The 16,647-nt window shown below is 42.2% G+C and carries 12 protein-coding genes; 1 reads left to right on the top strand and 11 read right to left on the bottom strand.

The features are described 5' to 3' along the window. Nucleotides 1-34 precede the first annotated feature (34 nt). Nucleotides 35-589, top strand: a complete 555-nt coding sequence (locus HC643_RS20105; protein ID WP_038078602.1) for a 5-formyltetrahydrofolate cyclo-ligase — start codon at nucleotides 35-37, stop codon at nucleotides 587-589. Nucleotides 590-969: 380 nt separating this feature from the next. On the opposite strand, the gene HC643_RS20100 is transcribed toward HC643_RS20105, so the two are convergent. The 11 genes from HC643_RS20100 to HC643_RS20050 form a co-directional block, all read right to left on the bottom strand. Then, a complete protein-coding gene (locus HC643_RS20100; RefSeq protein ID WP_050045634.1) occupies nucleotides 970-2,706 on the bottom strand; it encodes an ATP-binding response regulator in 1,737 nt (578 codons plus the stop codon). Nucleotides 2,707-2,758: 52 nt separating this feature from the next. After that, the gene (locus HC643_RS20095; protein WP_050045615.1) at nucleotides 2,759-6,226 is read right to left on the bottom strand and encodes a hybrid sensor histidine kinase/response regulator; all 3,468 of its coding nucleotides are present in this window, start codon (nucleotides 6,224-6,226) and stop codon (nucleotides 2,759-2,761) included. Continuing rightward, nucleotides 6,223-6,492, bottom strand: a complete 270-nt coding sequence (locus HC643_RS20090) for a helix-turn-helix domain-containing protein (protein ID WP_237265909.1) — start codon at nucleotides 6,490-6,492, stop codon at nucleotides 6,223-6,225. Before HC643_RS20090 ends, HC643_RS20095 begins: the two co-directional genes overlap by 4 nt. Before the next feature lie 130 nt (nucleotides 6,493-6,622). After that, nucleotides 6,623-7,777, bottom strand: a complete 1,155-nt coding sequence (locus HC643_RS20085) for a hypothetical protein (RefSeq protein ID WP_038080986.1) — start codon at nucleotides 7,775-7,777, stop codon at nucleotides 6,623-6,625. Next, nucleotides 7,774-9,105, bottom strand: a complete 1,332-nt coding sequence (locus tag HC643_RS20080) for a F390 synthetase-related protein (protein ID WP_038080987.1) — start codon at nucleotides 9,103-9,105, stop codon at nucleotides 7,774-7,776. Before HC643_RS20080 ends, HC643_RS20085 begins: the two co-directional genes overlap by 4 nt. Before the next feature lie 224 nt (nucleotides 9,106-9,329). Further along, nucleotides 9,330-10,238: an MBL fold metallo-hydrolase gene (locus tag HC643_RS20075; RefSeq protein ID WP_082051678.1), complete on the bottom strand. Its 909-nt coding sequence runs from the start codon at nucleotides 10,236-10,238 to the stop codon at nucleotides 9,330-9,332. Nucleotides 10,239-10,267: 29 nt separating this feature from the next. Continuing rightward, nucleotides 10,268-11,269: an NAD-dependent epimerase/dehydratase family protein gene (locus HC643_RS20070; RefSeq protein WP_038080990.1), complete on the bottom strand. Its 1,002-nt coding sequence runs from the start codon at nucleotides 11,267-11,269 to the stop codon at nucleotides 10,268-10,270. Then, nucleotides 11,266-13,074: an ATP-binding cassette domain-containing protein gene (locus HC643_RS20065; protein WP_072040732.1), complete on the bottom strand. Its 1,809-nt coding sequence runs from the start codon at nucleotides 13,072-13,074 to the stop codon at nucleotides 11,266-11,268. The genes HC643_RS20070 and HC643_RS20065 overlap by 4 nt, the downstream gene beginning before the upstream one ends. Before the next feature lie 99 nt (nucleotides 13,075-13,173). Next, nucleotides 13,174-14,196, bottom strand: a complete 1,023-nt coding sequence (locus HC643_RS20060) for an aromatic ring-hydroxylating oxygenase subunit alpha (RefSeq protein WP_038081071.1) — start codon at nucleotides 14,194-14,196, stop codon at nucleotides 13,174-13,176. A 30-nt stretch (nucleotides 14,197-14,226) separates the two neighbouring features. Beyond that, a complete protein-coding gene (locus tag HC643_RS20055) occupies nucleotides 14,227-15,399 on the bottom strand; it encodes an ATP-grasp domain-containing protein (RefSeq protein WP_038081072.1) in 1,173 nt (390 codons plus the stop codon). Beyond that, a complete protein-coding gene (locus HC643_RS20050; protein ID WP_038081074.1) occupies nucleotides 15,389-16,381 on the bottom strand; it encodes a beta-ketoacyl-ACP synthase III in 993 nt (330 codons plus the stop codon). The genes HC643_RS20055 and HC643_RS20050 overlap by 11 nt, the downstream gene beginning before the upstream one ends. Nucleotides 16,382-16,647 lie beyond the last annotated feature (266 nt).

Genomic DNA, 16,647 nt, shown 5'->3' with positions numbered 1-16,647 from the left:
TTGGGGATGGAATTGTTGTGGTGTGAGATTTTGAATGAAAAAAACGGAATTAAGGCGATCGCTACTCAAAAAACGTCAGTCAATGTCTGTAGCACAGTGGAAACAAAAGAGCGATCGCATTTGCCAAAACCTTATACAGTCGTCTATTTTTGCTCGCTCAAAAACAATACTGGCTTATTTCAGCTTTCGCCAAGAACCAGATCTCAGCTTTCTATTCACAGACACATCTCGCTGTTGGGGATTCCCTCGGTGCATCGATAATAGACTTATCTGGCATTATTGGATGCCTGACGATCCTGTAAAAACTGGTAATTATGGAATTATCGAACCATCACCCAATGCTTCTACCATAAACCCCGTGGAAGTGGACTTAATTCTTGTACCCTGTGTCGCTTGTGACTACCAAGGTTACCGCTTGGGTTATGGCGGTGGATATTATGACCGATTGTTGAGTTCTGCTGAGTGGGAAAACAAACCAACTATAGGTATTGTATTTGAATTTGCTTACATCTTCCAATTACCAGTAGACCCTTGGGATAAACCTTTACAGGGAATTTGTACAGAAACTGAGATGAAGATGTTTTTGTAGAATTTAGATTGTCTTTGCATGCGGATGTTTTGCCAGATGAGGACTCATACCAACTCCGAGTTGTATACCCCCTTACTACTCATATCATTTCACTTTTTTGGTAATACAAATACTTTGGTAAGGGCGCGGCAACGTTGCGCCCCTACAATCAATCTACAGGTATCATATATTTCGTGAATTGGTATCAGTCCGCGCAGGCGGACTTTGTTTGTATAGCCACGATTACGAACATCGTTAGGGCGATTTAGTATTATACAAGCTCAACGGTATTTTGGTATTTCGTGAATTGGTATCAGTCCGCGCAGGCGGACTTTGTTTGTATAGCCACGATTTCTAATCGTTAGGGCGATTTAGTATCATACTTGCCCTGGTGTAAAAATTCAAACTAATTTTATGAGTGTTGAAATGAGCTGTTCTGGTTCTATAGGTTTGGAAAGATGGTGTTGAAATCCGGCGGCTAAGGCGAATTGATGATTTATTTCTCCAGCATAAGCACTCAGAGCGATCGCCGGGATTTCTCCCCCTTGTTCGGATGACATCGCTCGCACCTTCCGGATCAACCCATAACCATCCATTTCTGGCATTCCAATATCACTCAGCAAAATATCTGGAGTGAATTGCACCAGTATTTGCAGTGCTCGATCTGCTGATTCAGCCGAAATCACATTCGCCCCAGCTTGCTCCAACACAAAGCTGATATAGTCGCGAGTATCTACCTCATCATCCACAACTAATATTTGCAGCCCTGCAAGCGGTGAAGTTGCAAACTCTTGGGTTGTACAATTGGCACTCGGTTCGTTTTCTAATTCGGCACCTTTCTTTATCAGTGGTAGCCTGAGTGTGAAAGTGGCTCCTTTCCCTTCTCCCAAACTGTGTGCTGTCACCACGCCCCCGTGTAATTCTGTCAGATGGCGGACAATTGCCAGCCCCAGTCCCAATCCACCAAATTTTCGGGTTGTGGCACTATCTGCCTGACGGAAAGAGTCAAAGACATAAGGTAAAAAGTCAGGACTGATACCCTTACCTGTATCGCTGACGGTGATTTGGGTTTGAGTTCCAACACGCTCTAAGCGAATCTCTACCCGTCCTCCCTCGGGCGTGAACTTGACTGAATTTGCTAACAAATTCCAGATAATTTGCTGAATCCGACCGGAATCTCCTGCAACTTTTCCTATGGTAATGTTAATTGCTGTTTCAATTTGAATTGACTTGGCTTCTGCAGCTAGGCGCACTGTTTCCATGGCGGCTTTAATGGTATCAGCTAAATCAACCGGAGCAATGTTAAGGCTGAGTTTACCCCGCAGAATGCGCGAGACATCTAGCAAATCCCCAATCAGTTGCGTTTGCAATTGAGCATTGCGCTCGATAGTGGCTAGGGCGTGTTTTGTCTTTTGCTCGTCGAGGGTACGGGATTGTAACAGTTTCGCCCAACCTAAAATCGGATTGAGAGGCGATCGCAACTCGTGGGACAATACTGCTAAAAACTCATCTTTGATGCGGTTTGCTGCTTCTGCTTGCTCGCGGGCAGCTTGCTCCCGCACCAGCAGTTGTTCGCGTTCGGCTTCAGCCCGGTGTCGCTCGTCAATTTCTTGTTGTAATTGCTGGTTCACCTTCACCAGTTCAGCAGTTCGTATCCGTACACGCTGCTCGAGTTCGTCTTGAAGTCGTCTGAGTTGATTCTCAACTAGCAAGCGTTCCTGAATTTGTGCGTGTAATGCCTCGTTTGCCTGTGCTAATTGAATCGGGCTGGGTAGCGCTAAAGCTTGAGGAACCAGTGGTACAAGTTCTACCGCTGTAAAAAATGAAATGACGGCAGTTCCAGCTTTGAGGATGCCAGATAGCCAATAGGTAGGATGCCAAAGTGTCCAGATTTCGGCAATGTGGGTTGTGCCACAGGAAATAATAAAAGCTGCAAATAACAAAAATATCCAGGAGAAAGGTAAGTCTTGTCGCTTGCGAACAAAGTAAAATAAGGTCAGGGGAATAGAGTAGTAAGCCAGTGCAATGATGGCATCAGAAATTAAATGCAACCAAACTAACCCTGGTTTCCACAGGTAGCAGTGACCGTGAGGAATAAATAAGCCCGAGCTAAACAAATTAACTAAAACGTCATGCATTGCACAAAAGTAGGCTGAGAGGAAAAGACAAAACTTTGAGAACAGTACGGGGTTAGCCAGTGAGTTCTGAGATTGCATTGACTAACGCTTCTGGTTCAACAGGCTTGGGAAGATGTTTCTGGAAGCCGACTTTGAGGGCTTGGCGTTGGTCGTATTCTCCTGCATAGGCAGTTAGCGCAATCGCACGAATCAGCCCGCCCTGCTGTGGCGATCGCCTGCGAATTTGCTCCATCAGCATATAGCCATCCATATCTGGCATTCCAATGTCACTAATTAAAAGATCGGGCGGTTGGCGATCGAACAGCATCAGCACCTCAGCAGCCGTTGCGGCAACCGTAACTTGCGCTCCCTGTTGTTCTAGAATAACCTGTACTACATCCCGCATATCCTCATCGTCATCCACCACCAAAATCCGCAATTGACTTAAGTCAACCGATGGAGCCGCCGTTGAAATTTCTGGCTCTGACTCTTCCTCATGAGCCATCAAGGGCAGCCTGACGGTGAATGTGGCTCCAAGCCCTTCCCCAGAGCTAGCTGCATGAACTGTTCCTCCATGCAGTTCGGTCAAATGACGAACGATCGCTAAACCTAAGCCCAGCCCGCCAAACTTGCGGATAGTTGTGCTATTCTCTTGTCGAAAGTAGTCAAAGACATAGGGTAGAAAATCAGGGCTGATACCAATACCTGTATCCCTAACCTGAATTTGGGCATAGGTGTCGATTTGGTCTAAACAAATTTCTACCTTTCCGCCATCCGGTGTGAACTTAATCGCATTGGATAGCAAATTCCAAACAATTTGTTGCAGTCGTGCCGAATCCCCGGAAACTCGCCCGTTATCAAGGGTGACAACAGTTTGAATTTGAATGTGTTTCGCCTCTGCTGCCAAGCGCACTGTCTCCATGGCAGATTCAATAATTGTAACCAAATTGATGGGGCAAATGGTCAATGCCATCTTACCGCGTAAAATTCGGGAGACATCGAGCAGATCCTCAATAAGTTGGGTCTGCAGCTTGGCATTGCGTTCGATTGTCTCTAGAGCGCGTTGGCTTGCCCGTGCATCTAACTTACCTGTCTGAAGTAGTTTCGTCCAACCTAAAATCGGATTGAGGGGGGAGCGCAACTCATGGGACAGCACTGCCAAAAACTCATCTTTAATGCGGTTTGCTGCTTCTGCTTGCTCGCGGGCAGCTTGTTCGCGTGCTAACAGTTGTTCCCGTTCAGCTTCAGCAAGTTTGCGTGCGGTGATGTCAACTAACAAGCCATCCCAAGCCTCTCCGTATTCGGTTTGCTCCGGACGGGAACGCCCCTGAATCCATTTAAGTTGTCCCGATAGTGTCATCAATCGTCCTTCCCATTGCCATGGGAGTGATTTCTCAAAGGCAATTGCGACGGAATCTTGAAAAGATGAGAAATCGTCGGGATGAATCAAACTTAAAAAGGAATTTGCATCCTGGAGAATCGTCTCCGGTTCCAATTCAACCAGTTCGCGGGAACCAGAACTGACATAGGTAAAGGTATCTGCACCATCGGCACGGGGACTATAGCGATAGACCATTCCTGGCATATTGCTGACTAGCACTTGGTACCTACTTTCACTTTGGCGAAGGGCAACTTCTGCTTGCTTGCGAGCGTGTATGTCCGTATCCATGCCAATCCACTCCCGCACGGAACCGTCTGCATTTAATAAAGGAACTGCACGGGATATAATGTGACGATACTGACCGCTCGGAGCGTGCCAAAGTCTCCCTTCTGCTTCATAAAATGACCGCTCTGCCAGGGCATATTCCCACCGTGCTTTTAATTGCTCGCGGTCTTCTGGATGAAACATCTCTACCCAACCCCATCCCGCGTATTCTTCCCAACACTGTCCCGTGTAATCCTCCCAGGAAGGCTGAGCGCAAATAAAGCGACCATCCGCGTTTGTTGTCCACACAACTGCCGTCGTTGTTGCCACTAGTAAACGATACCGTTCCTCACTGATTCGCAGTGCTGCTTCTGCTTGCTTGCGTTGGGTAATATCCAAGGCAATACCGAGACAACCGGGATTTCCTTCCGCATCGTAAGTTAAATTAGCCCAAATCTCCAAATCGACCATTTGCCCATCTTTACACTGATGCTGGGCTTCAAATCCAGAGAGCGATCGCCCACTCAATACCGTTTGAATGCTTGCAAGAAATTCTTGACGGCGATGGGGAACCGTTGGCATAAACTGCCCAAGAACTTCCCCTGCACTCCACCCAAATACCGCTTCTGCTGAGCGATTCCACAACCTTACAATCCCTTGTGGATCGAAGAAAGCAATGGCAACCGGACAGGCATCAATTAGAGTTTGTAACGTTTGATTGGTCCGCCGAAGAGTCTCCTCTGCCCGTTTGCGAGCGGTGATTTCGGTAACAAGGACAGATACTCCCGTTTCTGAGGGATAGATGTGATTCTCAAACCACCGATGCCAGGGTAAGTAGAAGTACTCGAAATGAATAATTCTCTGTTCTGCGACTGCACGATGCACTTCAACGTAGAATTGAGAGCCGACTGTGTCTGGAAAAACCTCCCAAATGCACTTACCTAAGAGGTTTTCTCTGGATATGCCCGCGATTTCCTCAACACGAGGGTTAGCGTAAATGTAGCGCCACTCGCGATCGAGGACTAAAAACTGGTCGTTGATACTTGCTAAGACGGTTTCTAGTTGTTCTTTTGCTGCTTGCACCTTAGAGTGTAACTCTCGCTCTCGACGGGCTGCTTCTTGCTGTGCGCCTTCCGAGCGTTTGCGATCGCTCAAATCCAGCACAAAACCAATAACCGTTGTGTCTCCTGTCATGGCAGCACCATGTAGAACCGGAACACGAGAACCATCCTTACGAATGTACTCCTTCTCAAAAGGGTTACAGGCTCCAGTCGTTTTAAGTTCTTGTACCGCTCGCTCGCTTACCTCAAGGGATTCTGGTGTTGTTATCTCGCGCCAATGCACTCGCCCGGAGCGTAACTCCTCCTGCGTGTAGCCAAGCATTTGCAAAAAAATATCGTTCGCTTCCAGGATCGGACCACTCAAATCCGCCACAATTATCCCAATAATATTAGACTCTACCAAACAACCAAACCGCGCTTCACTTTCGCGGAGGGACTGGAGGTTTGCTTCGGCTCTTCGTTGCGCGATTCGTTGTGCTTCGTTGAGCGAATTTATCAGGATGGCTGCCATCACGAACACGCTCAGTCGGGCCAAGTTTGCCAGATTGGGACTACTGAGCGAGTGAATTGGCTCTACCAAGAAGTAGTCAATTGCCAGTACTGACAAGGCAGTTGCCAGCAACCCCGAAGTTAAACCTCCATACCAGGAACTCACCATAACTGCAGCGAAAAATAGTGGAGTCCGTGTTGAGTCAAGATAGGGGCTGCACAGGAGGTTGAACCCTAGCGCTAAGGCAACTGATAACAACGCAACGCCATACTTTAACACTTCTGTTCGCAAAATTTTCCACCTGCCTTGACCACCCATACGAAATTCTGAATTTGCCTTCGTCATCGAACAGTTGACTCCGTTTCTGGGAAGTACTGTTCTAGCAGTGTCTGGCTCAACTCCTGATGGGTGACTTCAGGAGAATTTTTCAACTCCTTGAGCATGGTTCTGATTTGCTTGAGTGCCAATGCAGAAGGCTGGATGTGACCGTTTTCCCAGCGATTCACCGTGCAGTAAGCAACCCCCAATGTTGCAGCAAATCGCGCCTGACTGAGTGCCGTTAACTGCCGGAGCTGACGAACAAGATGGCTAACTTCTGGTTGCTTAAGCACAATTGCCCCTTTCAGTACAAGAGTTCGAGTAAGAACTGCACAAATTCCGTTAACTATAACAGATGCTATGTCTGATTATCTGTCAGTCAGAGGATGTCTCTATCTATCTTGGGATAGAGGCTAAAAACTGCTAGAGTTTATACTTTTTCATCAATGGCACAGCCATTCTATTAACCAATACTCCCAAAAATCGCCACACCAATTGTCGCCACCAAGGCAAATGCTGATAAAAAACAGCACTGTACTCAATATTGCTAATAAATCCTCTAAATCTTTTAAAAGAAGCAGCACCAGAACTTTGATGCAATATAATGCCTTTTTCTATGGCTTCTACTGTTAATTGAGCCGATAACATTCGATATAGCCCAACTTCTTGGGGTAAGGTGGTGTCATATCCTAAAATTGGTGTAGTCATCACACCATTGAGTTCGTAGAATCCAATGACTCCATCAATTTTTCCTGCTTTTCTTAAGGCTTTAATCTGTAAAGCTTTATTCTCAAGAGCCAGTGCTAAAAAGCGCTCGTTAAACTGAGGGTTGTGATAAGAGTATTTTTCTAAATACAAAGCATTATACAATTCTACTAATCGGGGAATATCTTTTGAAGAAAGTTGACTGCTATCGATCGCTTCATAACCTTGCTGCTGAATGAGGTTTAAATCTTGCTTCAATCGCCACCTCATTTTTGTCCGCATTGCCGATTGGTCTTTAGGATTAAAAAGGTAGATTTGCCTGCTACCTATCATGTGATAGCCGTTATTTTTAAAGGTAGTGAACAACTCATCACTGACAAAAGTATTAATCGAACGAAATATTATAGTATAATTGGGTAAATGAGTTTTTAAATATTTGGTAATTTCAGTCACTTGTTCTGAAGATAGATTGGGATATAAATTTGTTGAAAGTAGGAAATTATGCACGATCGCAACTTGATTGATTTGACCCCAATTTAAAAACAAACCAAATATGTTGATGATAATTTCTAAGATTTTTTCTAAAAAAGCATTTTCTAACGTTTTCAGTTCTTCCTTAGAATAAGTGACATAATGATTGTAAGGAGAACACACATAGCAATTTTCTAATTCTTTGGAATTCACGGTAACTGGTAAAACTAGGTCATCGATCGCTAGTGCGAAAAGCTGGCTGTTGACATTGTTGATAAAGTAGGATGAACCACCTTTCATCATAGGTAACCAGTAGTTCTTTACCAGAATAGCTACCTCTGATTTTGGCTCGGGTAAGTTATCTATTGTATCTTTATCATAAAGATGAATTTCAGCATTCATATTTTGGTATCTATAGAAAATTCTCGTTGAACGCGCCTTAGTTTCTTATAATGTACTGTTCTTGTTTCGTATTCTTTATAGCAAATTTCTGGGATTTGACACTGTTGTTGTTCAAATAACTCTAGTAAATTTTTATAAACTATGGCTTGGCTCTCTTCGAGAAATGCTGAAGCCACTTTTAAAGAAATTTCTATAAGATTGGGTCTTTTCTGAACGACTGCGTATTCTTGAATTTTTTCTGAAGAGAGAATAATTGCCCTGCGAATAAAATCTGGAAAGAGTGGCACTAATTTTTCTTCATTTTTATGAGGTAAATAAAAAATATCATCCCGACGTCCATCAACACTATGGATAGCTGTTAAAACCGAACCACAAGGGCAAGGTTTTTGACATTCAGTTAAGATATCATCAAGTCGATAGCGAATAATGGGTTGAGTTTTGCGGTTAAAGTCAGTAATAATTGGCATGAATTTACCCGCATTGCGATCGATATATTCTTTTTGAATCGCTAAAATATCTTCATTAAGATGTAAAGTGCCATATTCGCAAGTTCTCCCTAAAAACCCTTCAGTGCATTGGTAGAGTTGATGAACTGTTTGCTGAAAACAACGACGAATATAAGCTTCATCTAAAGGATCTAAAACTTCTGCAACCGAGACAATTCTCAAGGGCGCTATCTTTAAATCTCCTTGAGTTTGAGCATCGGCTAATAAACGTAGCATAGATGGTGGCGCTACTAGAATACTTGATGCATACTGATTTAAGCGTTCAATATGACTTTCTACAGAATTGAATAAATCAAAATACTCAAACTGGATGTGTTTTCGGTTAACAGTTTCATAAAGATTGCTATTTGCTCGGAGAAAAAAAGCAATCCGTTGGGGAGTCAAAATTGATTGGGGTAGTGCTTTTGCTAAAATCGTACCAGCCCAAGCTTGCTGTTCTTTTTGGCTGACTATAAATAAGCCGCGATTGCCACTCGTTCCGGAAGAAAGACCAACAGTGAAGCCTCGCAGTGTTGAGTTAAAGTTTCTTGTTTTTTCTGCTTCTAATGCTAGTGTTAGAGCTTCTGATTTTTTGACACCGACTGTATTCAATTGGTCAAAATTAGCCATCATGATTGATTTATCAATGATGGGGAATTCTTGCCAGTTCTCAATGTCTAGCTTTTGGTAGAGATTGCGGTAAAAGGGCGATTTTGTCAAGATTTCTTGGAGGAATTTCTGGACTTTTTTGTTTTGCCATGCTGTTAGTGATTCGCGATCGCGGAAGGGTTGTCTGTATTTTGTTTGTAGGTAGTACCAAAGAATTCTAAGAAGACCATTCATTGTATTTGAATTGTGAAAATTTTATTGAACCGCAAAGACAAGCCAGTGCATTGCTCAGAGCAGCGCCGTGCGGTGAATCCAGCCCTGGAGGCGGGTTTCCCACGCCCTGGGGACTGGCGAACAAGGGAGGGGGGTTTCCCCCGTTGAGGCGACTGCTCTGGGTTCCCCCCGTTGAAGCATCTGGCGTCGCAAAGAGCACAAAGAGAAGAAAAGGAGTTTTAAGATTACCTGTCTTCTTTTCCTCTTTCTTCGCGAGCTTCGCGTCTTTGCGGTTCATTCAAATAAATACTCTTGGGAGGTGAAAGGAGTAACATCAGCCAAGTATCAGAACAATGGGTAGGAATAATCTTGAGAGTTGGATTTAATTGATGCAATTGATGAATCCTTCGCAATGTATCTGCATACTGGCGCTTATTAGAAAAAATAAGATTAGCAATAGGATGGGGTTGAACAAACTCTTGATAAGCACGGCTTAACCAACAAGCATCAGCAATGAGAAAATAATCTTGACGGTCAAGATCGGTAAAAAACAATCCAAGTTGACCGATCGCATGTCCGGGTAATTCAACGCCTGCGAGGCTACCATCTCCGAATAAATCAAAACCAGTGTTGAAACTGCCATACTCGCTGGGTAATGATATTGTTGTTTTATCCTCGACAAATAAGACTCGTTGCTCAAAATCAGGAGGGAGCAACCCAGGTAGAAAACCTGCTTTGAGGGCTGCTGTATTGCGGAGAGATTTGACAGCTTCATAAGCCGATCTAAAACAGATAAATTGAGCGTTTGGAAAGTCTTGCAAGCCGCCGATATGATCTGGGTGAAAGTGAGAGATAATGATATACCGAACAGTTTCTGGAGAAACGCCATATTTGGTAAGTTGATGAACGGCGCTATCTTCTGACTGTAAATAGACTGGTGTTATTAGGGGGTAAAGACTAAAGGGAAAAGAGCGAGTTTCTTGAAAGAAGCGGTCTGAGTAGCCAGTATCAAACAAAATAGCACCAAATTTTGGGTGTGATATGAGGGCAAATATTGATGGAAAATTGGCAGTTTTCCAACGTCCATTCCTAATAACAACGGCTTCAGGATGGGTACAATATCCTGCTTGAAAAAACTTAACTTTAATAGACATTGTCTGAATTATGAATTATGAATTATGAATTATGAATTTTTATCTTTTGTCCCCTTCCACCATTGGGCAAAAATCTTTAACCCCTCCTCAAGACTGACTCTTGGTTGATAGCCTAACTCGGTTCTTGCTGCTGTAATATCTAAAGTTTGGCTAAAAGCTAAGACTCCAACTTTATAGCGAGTGAGTACGGGTTCTTTCCCAAATAAAATGCTTTTTGAGAAAAATTCCATTGCTGTAGCCGCTAGGTTAGCAATTTTATAGGGGTAGGGTGTGAATTTCAGGGGATAACCAAGTTGCTGAGATAGCATTTCTAGTAAATTTCTCAACTCTATTGGTTGTCCGTTGGTAATGTTAAATTTTTTACCTAATGATGTGTCTGGCGCATTTTGACAAAGCAACAAAGCATCAACCACATTGTCAACATAGGTCACATCAATGCAAGCTTTACCTTGATTAATGAGAGGAATACCGATACGCGAACTTGCTTGAAGTAATCTTGGAAAAATTGCTGTATCGCCGGGACCAACAATGCTGCGAGGTCGGATGGTGATGACGGGGAAACCTTGCTGGTGTGCGCGGTCAATTTCCTGTTCTGCTAAAAGTTTTGTTTCAGCATAGGCGTTAGCGGGTATCTTTGGTAATGGATCGTTTTCGCGAATGTTAAAGCGATGGCAAAAATTAAAATAAATACTGGGAGTTGAAACGTGAATCAGTCTTTTGACTCCCCACTCCTGACAGCCTTGGATGATATGTCGAGTTGCTACAACATTAGAATCATAAAAATCCCGGTATTTTCCCCAGGGAGAAGATAGGGCTGCACAATGGAACACGGAATCCTGTCCCTGACACGCTGTCACTGTTGCTTCTTTATCTCGCAAATCAATTGGTAGAAATTTGAATCCTTCTGCTTCCAATTGTTTCCCAATTTTTTGGTTGCGCCCCAATACACTGACATGATGACCGAGGGATTGCAGCCTCAACGCCAAATGCTGTCCTAAAAAGCCAGTACCACCAGTTACAAGAATGTTCATATCAGTTTTCCATAATCTAGCTTGAGAACCCTATCAGCCAGGTGAAAATAGCGGTCATCATGAGCGATCGCCAGTACTGTTTTACCTCTACTTTTCAGTTCTGGTAGCAACTGAGTGTAAAAGATTTCTTTAAATACAGGGTCTTGATCTGACGCCCATTCATCAAACACATAAAAAGGACGGTCTTCTAAGTAAGCACTCAGCAAAGCAAGTCGCTTGCGCTGTCCCTGGGACAAAGCAGTGGTTGAAAACTTTCCTTCCTTGACCTTGACCTTGCTATCAAGGTGGAGTTTAACAAGGTAATCCTGTATCTGGTTATCTAATTTGGCACACTCCAAGCCTAGCAATTTATCAAAAAGATAAAAGTCGGAAAAAACTGCGGAAAAGTGTTGGCGATACCAGTCTCTATTTCGATCGTCAATGGGCTGACCATCAACCAAGATTTTTCCTGTCTCTGGAATGTATAGCCCTGTCAGCAGTTTAGCAAAAGTGGATTTACCGCTACCATTGCCTCCCACCAAAAATACTACTTCTTGAGGGAAAAAAGTTAGATCAATTGAACCAAGAGTAAAATGGTTCTCTTCGCCTTCTCCCCAGTAAGCATGGGAAATTCCTTCAAGTTTTAACTGCTCAAATTCAATAGGGGGGGTTGTCTCGAATGTTTTGCGTGAATGGAATTCACTATTATACAAATTTAACCCGCGCAGGCGGGTTTTGCTTGTATAGCCACGAATTCTATTCGTTGGGGCTGGTACGCAATCAGATTTCTCTGACATTTCCTCTAAATTTAACCCATGCATGGGGGTTGTACTTGTATAGCCACGAATTTTGTTTGTTAAATCTGGTGAGCAATCAAATTTCTCAGAAATTTCCTCAGAACGGCTTGCCAATTTCAGGTTCATAGCGTCAATCTTTTGTAAAGCAATACTGGCTTTGCTTACACGAGGAAGTATGGTTGTAATGGCATCTAAAGGAACGACTAAAAAAATGATAGTTAAAGCATAGCCAGATAAAATACTGGGGTCAATTTGCATCACTCTTGGTAAGCCAAAATCAACCAATCCAATAACAAAAAACAACAAAAGTTGACTCCATGTTAAACCAATCGTAAAGGAAGTCATTCCATCAATATTATAGCGACGGGAGCGATCGATAGTAAATTCCAGTTCTTCAGTAAAGAACGCTTCTCGTCTTCTTTGATTTAGCTTGAGTTCTTTTGTTCCTTCGGTTATAGCGCGAAAATGACTAAAAAGTTTATCTTGTTCCGCACGTGCAAGTTCTAAAGATTGTTTGGCTTTTTGAGTGATTATCCCATAGCTCAATATTGCTATAACTAAAAAAGTAACAAACCCTAAAAAGACTATCCAAGAAAGATATATCAGATAAAATAAACAACCGATGACAACAGCACCAGCAATACAGAGGCTGGGAATAAAAGCGACAGCATCAGAGATTGCTTGTACGTCATCTGTTAAAGTCGCAAGCAAACGCGAAGTCCCTAACTCTTCCAAGCAGCGCAAAGGAGATGCCAAAATTCTATGACACAAAAGCAATCGGGTGTCAAATATAACTTTCTGCGAAAGGCGAATTAAACATAATTCGGAAATAAATCGGCTTGTGACTGCAATCAATACAAGCGCAAGAAAACTCCAGATGATAGCAAATGAAAAAGTTGTACTGCTGTTAATAGCACTATTAATTAAAGCAATGATTCTGGCACTACAAGTACCACTGACTAAACCGGCAAATACTGCGATCGCTACAACTATTTTAGACGATCTTAAAAGAAGATAAATAACATTCATTGTCAAGGAGATAAATTTATAAGCTCGCGTAAAGGCTTTGGCTAGGCACCTCTTATCCTAAAAACTATAAATTAATGAATCAATTATTTGATCCATTATTTAAATTCTCATCGTAATTGTCTTCTCAAATAATGACGATCCATTTCGCTCGCATCCTTGTTTTAATAAATATAAAATATGGGGTCTAATAACATCTAGTTCCGTTAACACAAAGCTTTCTCCTTGAAAGCGATTGATATTCCAATTCTGTAATTGTAAAATTTCCTTATCTTGTCTTGCTGCTCGAGCAAAAAGAGGTTGGGCAATAATTCTTCCCAAACAGCTGGGTAACCAAGAGCGAAAAGTAACAATACTATATGCTTTCGTTAAATTTTCTTTGATAGGAGTTAAGAAAAGAGAGATAAATAATCTATTGCGATCGCTATCTGTACGATATTCTAATTGGGCAATACTGGGCAAAATAAAGCGACCAATAGGAATAACTTTGTGACATCCCGGCGCTAATAATTTGTAAATTAACCCAGAAATATTTTCTTCATTGAGGTAAATGGCTTCTACCATGTTCTCAGAGCGAGTTATTTGAACAGTAATTTCTTTGCGCTGATTATCTGTCCTAATTAAACCAGAGTGAACAAAGTGAGTATGGGTTGCATCCAAAAAATTTTCGGCTGCATTTTCCAAAGTGGTTTCACATTCCATTTGGCTGCTAAATGTAGAAAACTCTTTTTGTCGCAAACAAGGAAATTCATAAGGCTGAGATTGGGGTCGTTCATCCGCTTGACAATAAACCCAAATAAAACCATCTTGCTCGATCGCGGGATAAGCAACAGCATTTCTGTATCGAACCTCATTTCGATCGCAAAGCCCCGGTACTTCCCGACAAACACCTTGCTCATCAAAGCACCAACCGTGATATTTACAAATCAGATAGTTATTTTTCACCCAGCCTTTTGAAAGAGGAACATTGCGATGCGGACATTTATCCAACAAAGCAGAAGGCTTACCATCAAGCCCTCGAAAAATAGCTAAAGGAATACCCAATACAGTTCTTCCTATGGGCTTTTGACCTAACTCACGAGATGTACAAACTATATACCAATTTTTAAACAAAAAATTCTCCATCACCTTTCCCTTTCCTCCCTCTGCGCCCAGTCAGGTTGAACCAATCTCCTCACCATCCCACTCAATATCCTGAGTAGATGCTTGCTGAAGAGTTAACCCACTCCTGCGACTCATATGTATAAACTGAAAAAGCACTATCCACAGATGGAAAAACGGTAAAGGATCGGATAACCGAAAAACAACATCTTTAGTCCTCATAAAAATTTCCAACCAACGCCCAAGGCTTCCCGAACGAATAGCCGAAGGCAAACCATAGACAATCATCGCCATAGCGATCGCAGATCTTTGTCCAACTTTAGGTTGAATAATAATATTTGTATTATTGAAAAAAGCTCTCTCCAATCCGTCCGATGCTTCAAATAAATGAATAGCACTAATAGCCCTGGGATTGCATTCCAACGGATACAAAGTTCCATCATCTGCTTCTATAAAATCAAAAGCAATTTGTCCCGTGAATTCTTCAGCTTCAACAAAAGTTTTTACCCATTCCAAAAGTCTACCATGCTCTATAGACTCAAAATAGATACAAGAACCTTTACCAGCAGTAAATAGAGTAGGATAAACGGCGTGAGCCACTACCTTACCCTGATGGGCAATACTATAAGTACAATAATGCTTCCCGGAAATAAATTCTTGAGCAACCCAAGCTTTATTTGAATTGATTTCTAAAGAGGGTATCTTACTAACAGGTTTCGATAGTATATGAACGTGACTGGCAAATCGAGAATAAACAGGCTTTAAGACTATGTTGTTTGGAATGGGCAAATCTAAAATATCTAGTAAGTCTTTATGAGAGTTGACTATCCAAGTTTGTGGTGCTGTTAAGCCTAACTGTTGTACGCGATTGATAAACTGCCATTTGTTATGCAATCTATTCAGTTTTTCTAATTGTTCAGAAAAAACCTGACAATAGGGAGTCAGTTGAGAAATCTGATTGGAAATGTAAAAAATCTCTTCACAAGTAGGTATCAGAAAGCCGATTTTTTCTTGTTGGATAATCTTTAGTAAAGCATCAATGTAACCTTTTGGGTCGAGCCTAGGAGGCGGAACCAAAAAATTTTTAATGACAGCACGGGAAGCAGTACAAAGATGATGCTTTATGCTATCAGCAACAAAAACTTTGTAACCTGCTACTGATAGGAGTCTGGCTAAATCTAATGTTACTGGAGCACGTCCCCCGGTCAGTAAGATATTAGTACTCAAGGATTATTCCTCCTATAGAAAATCCTGCTGATGTTCCTAAAAGCATAATGCGATCGCCACGCTGAATTTTCCCTTGAACAATAGATTCGTGCAGCGCCATCGGAACAGATGCTGCTATAGTATTGCCATGATTGTGAGCAATTACCATAACTTTTTCTTCAGGAATATCGAGTTGCTTACGCATAAGACGCATTGCCATTAAACTCGCTTGATGGGGAATCACCATTTTTATATCCGACATCTTTAACCCCGCATCCTGAAGCAAACGCCGGATAAAATCAGGTGTGATTTCAGAAGCAAGCCGATAAACAGCTTTGCCATCCATTTTAAAAAGGAAATATTCTGGGTTTCCCGCAAAATCTTTAGGATGGTGCTTGTTACCCCCGCCTTTGCATTCTGTGAAGTGTGCGCCTCGGCTGTAAGTTTCTATTCGAGCAGATAATATTTTGCAATTCTCTTGTTCGTTAGACTTCGCAATTATCGCCGCCGCCGCACCATCACCAAATAGGGTACAACTTTCTTTATCTTGCCAATTTAAACCTGTTGCAACTTCTGTAGCTACAATCAAGACTCTTTGATATCTTCCTGCTTGAATCAGATAAGATATCGTGTCTAAGCCAACAATAAAACTCAGACAGGTAGAGTTAATATCAAAAGCAGGAATTCCAGAATTAAGCGCACCTAGCTGTTCTTGAACCAGAGCAGCCGTACAGGGGATCGCTTGTTCCGGGCTACCATTCGTACAAATCAAACAATCAATATCGCTAAAAGATAAACCTGCTTCTTCTAAGGCATTTTTAGCAGCATAAGCCCCCATCACTGATGCTGTTTCATCTTCAACAAAATGGCGGACAAGCACACCCGATTTTTTCTCAATCCATCCCTCCTCTAAACCAAGTCTGAATTCCAGTTCTTTCGCCGTCACTTGCTTTTTAGGCAAATATTTTCCTGTAGAAAGAATTTTAATTTTTCTTACATTCATACTGATAATTATTCCATATTGGTTTAGATCCCTAAATTCTCTAACAATTTGGAGATCTACAAGTCAACAGACTCAAACTATAATTCTTTAAAGCTGTGGAGGTTTTAATATAACCTAAATAACTTCAGAAAAATGAGACGCAAAATAAGTCGTTAATAATTTGTTGGTATATTTTTGTTACATAATAATACTAAATATCTTCACCTATTGCCGCAATTCCTCTCGACACCTACACAGTTAAGTTTCAACCCAGTTAAGATAGTTCG

The organism is Tolypothrix bouteillei VB521301 (genome assembly GCF_000760695.4).
GTDB classification, from domain to species: Bacteria; Cyanobacteriota; Cyanobacteriia; order Cyanobacteriales; family Nostocaceae; genus Scytonema; species Scytonema bouteillei_A.
This window is presented reverse-complemented; position numbering and strand designations above follow the sequence as displayed.

Coding starts and splice junctions, on each gene's coding strand:
- HC643_RS20105 (WP_038078602.1), top strand. CDS start 35: ATGAAAAAAACGGAATTAAGGCGATCGCTACTCAAAAAACGTCAGTCA.
- HC643_RS20100 (WP_050045634.1), bottom strand. CDS start 2,706: ATGCATGACGTTTTAGTTAATTTGTTTAGCTCGGGCTTATTTATTCCT.
- HC643_RS20095 (WP_050045615.1), bottom strand. CDS start 6,226: ATGACGAAGGCAAATTCAGAATTTCGTATGGGTGGTCAAGGCAGGTGG.
- HC643_RS20085 (WP_038080986.1), bottom strand. CDS start 7,777: ATGAATGCTGAAATTCATCTTTATGATAAAGATACAATAGATAACTTA.
- HC643_RS20080 (WP_038080987.1), bottom strand. CDS start 9,105: ATGAATGGTCTTCTTAGAATTCTTTGGTACTACCTACAAACAAAATAC.
- HC643_RS20075 (WP_082051678.1), bottom strand. CDS start 10,238: ATGTCTATTAAAGTTAAGTTTTTTCAAGCAGGATATTGTACCCATCCT.
- HC643_RS20070 (WP_038080990.1), bottom strand. CDS start 11,269: ATGAACATTCTTGTAACTGGTGGTACTGGCTTTTTAGGACAGCATTTG.
- HC643_RS20065 (WP_072040732.1), bottom strand. CDS start 13,074: ATGAATGTTATTTATCTTCTTTTAAGATCGTCTAAAATAGTTGTAGCG.
- HC643_RS20060 (WP_038081071.1), bottom strand. CDS start 14,196: ATGGAGAATTTTTTGTTTAAAAATTGGTATATAGTTTGTACATCTCGT.
- HC643_RS20050 (WP_038081074.1), bottom strand. CDS start 16,381: ATGAATGTAAGAAAAATTAAAATTCTTTCTACAGGAAAATATTTGCCT.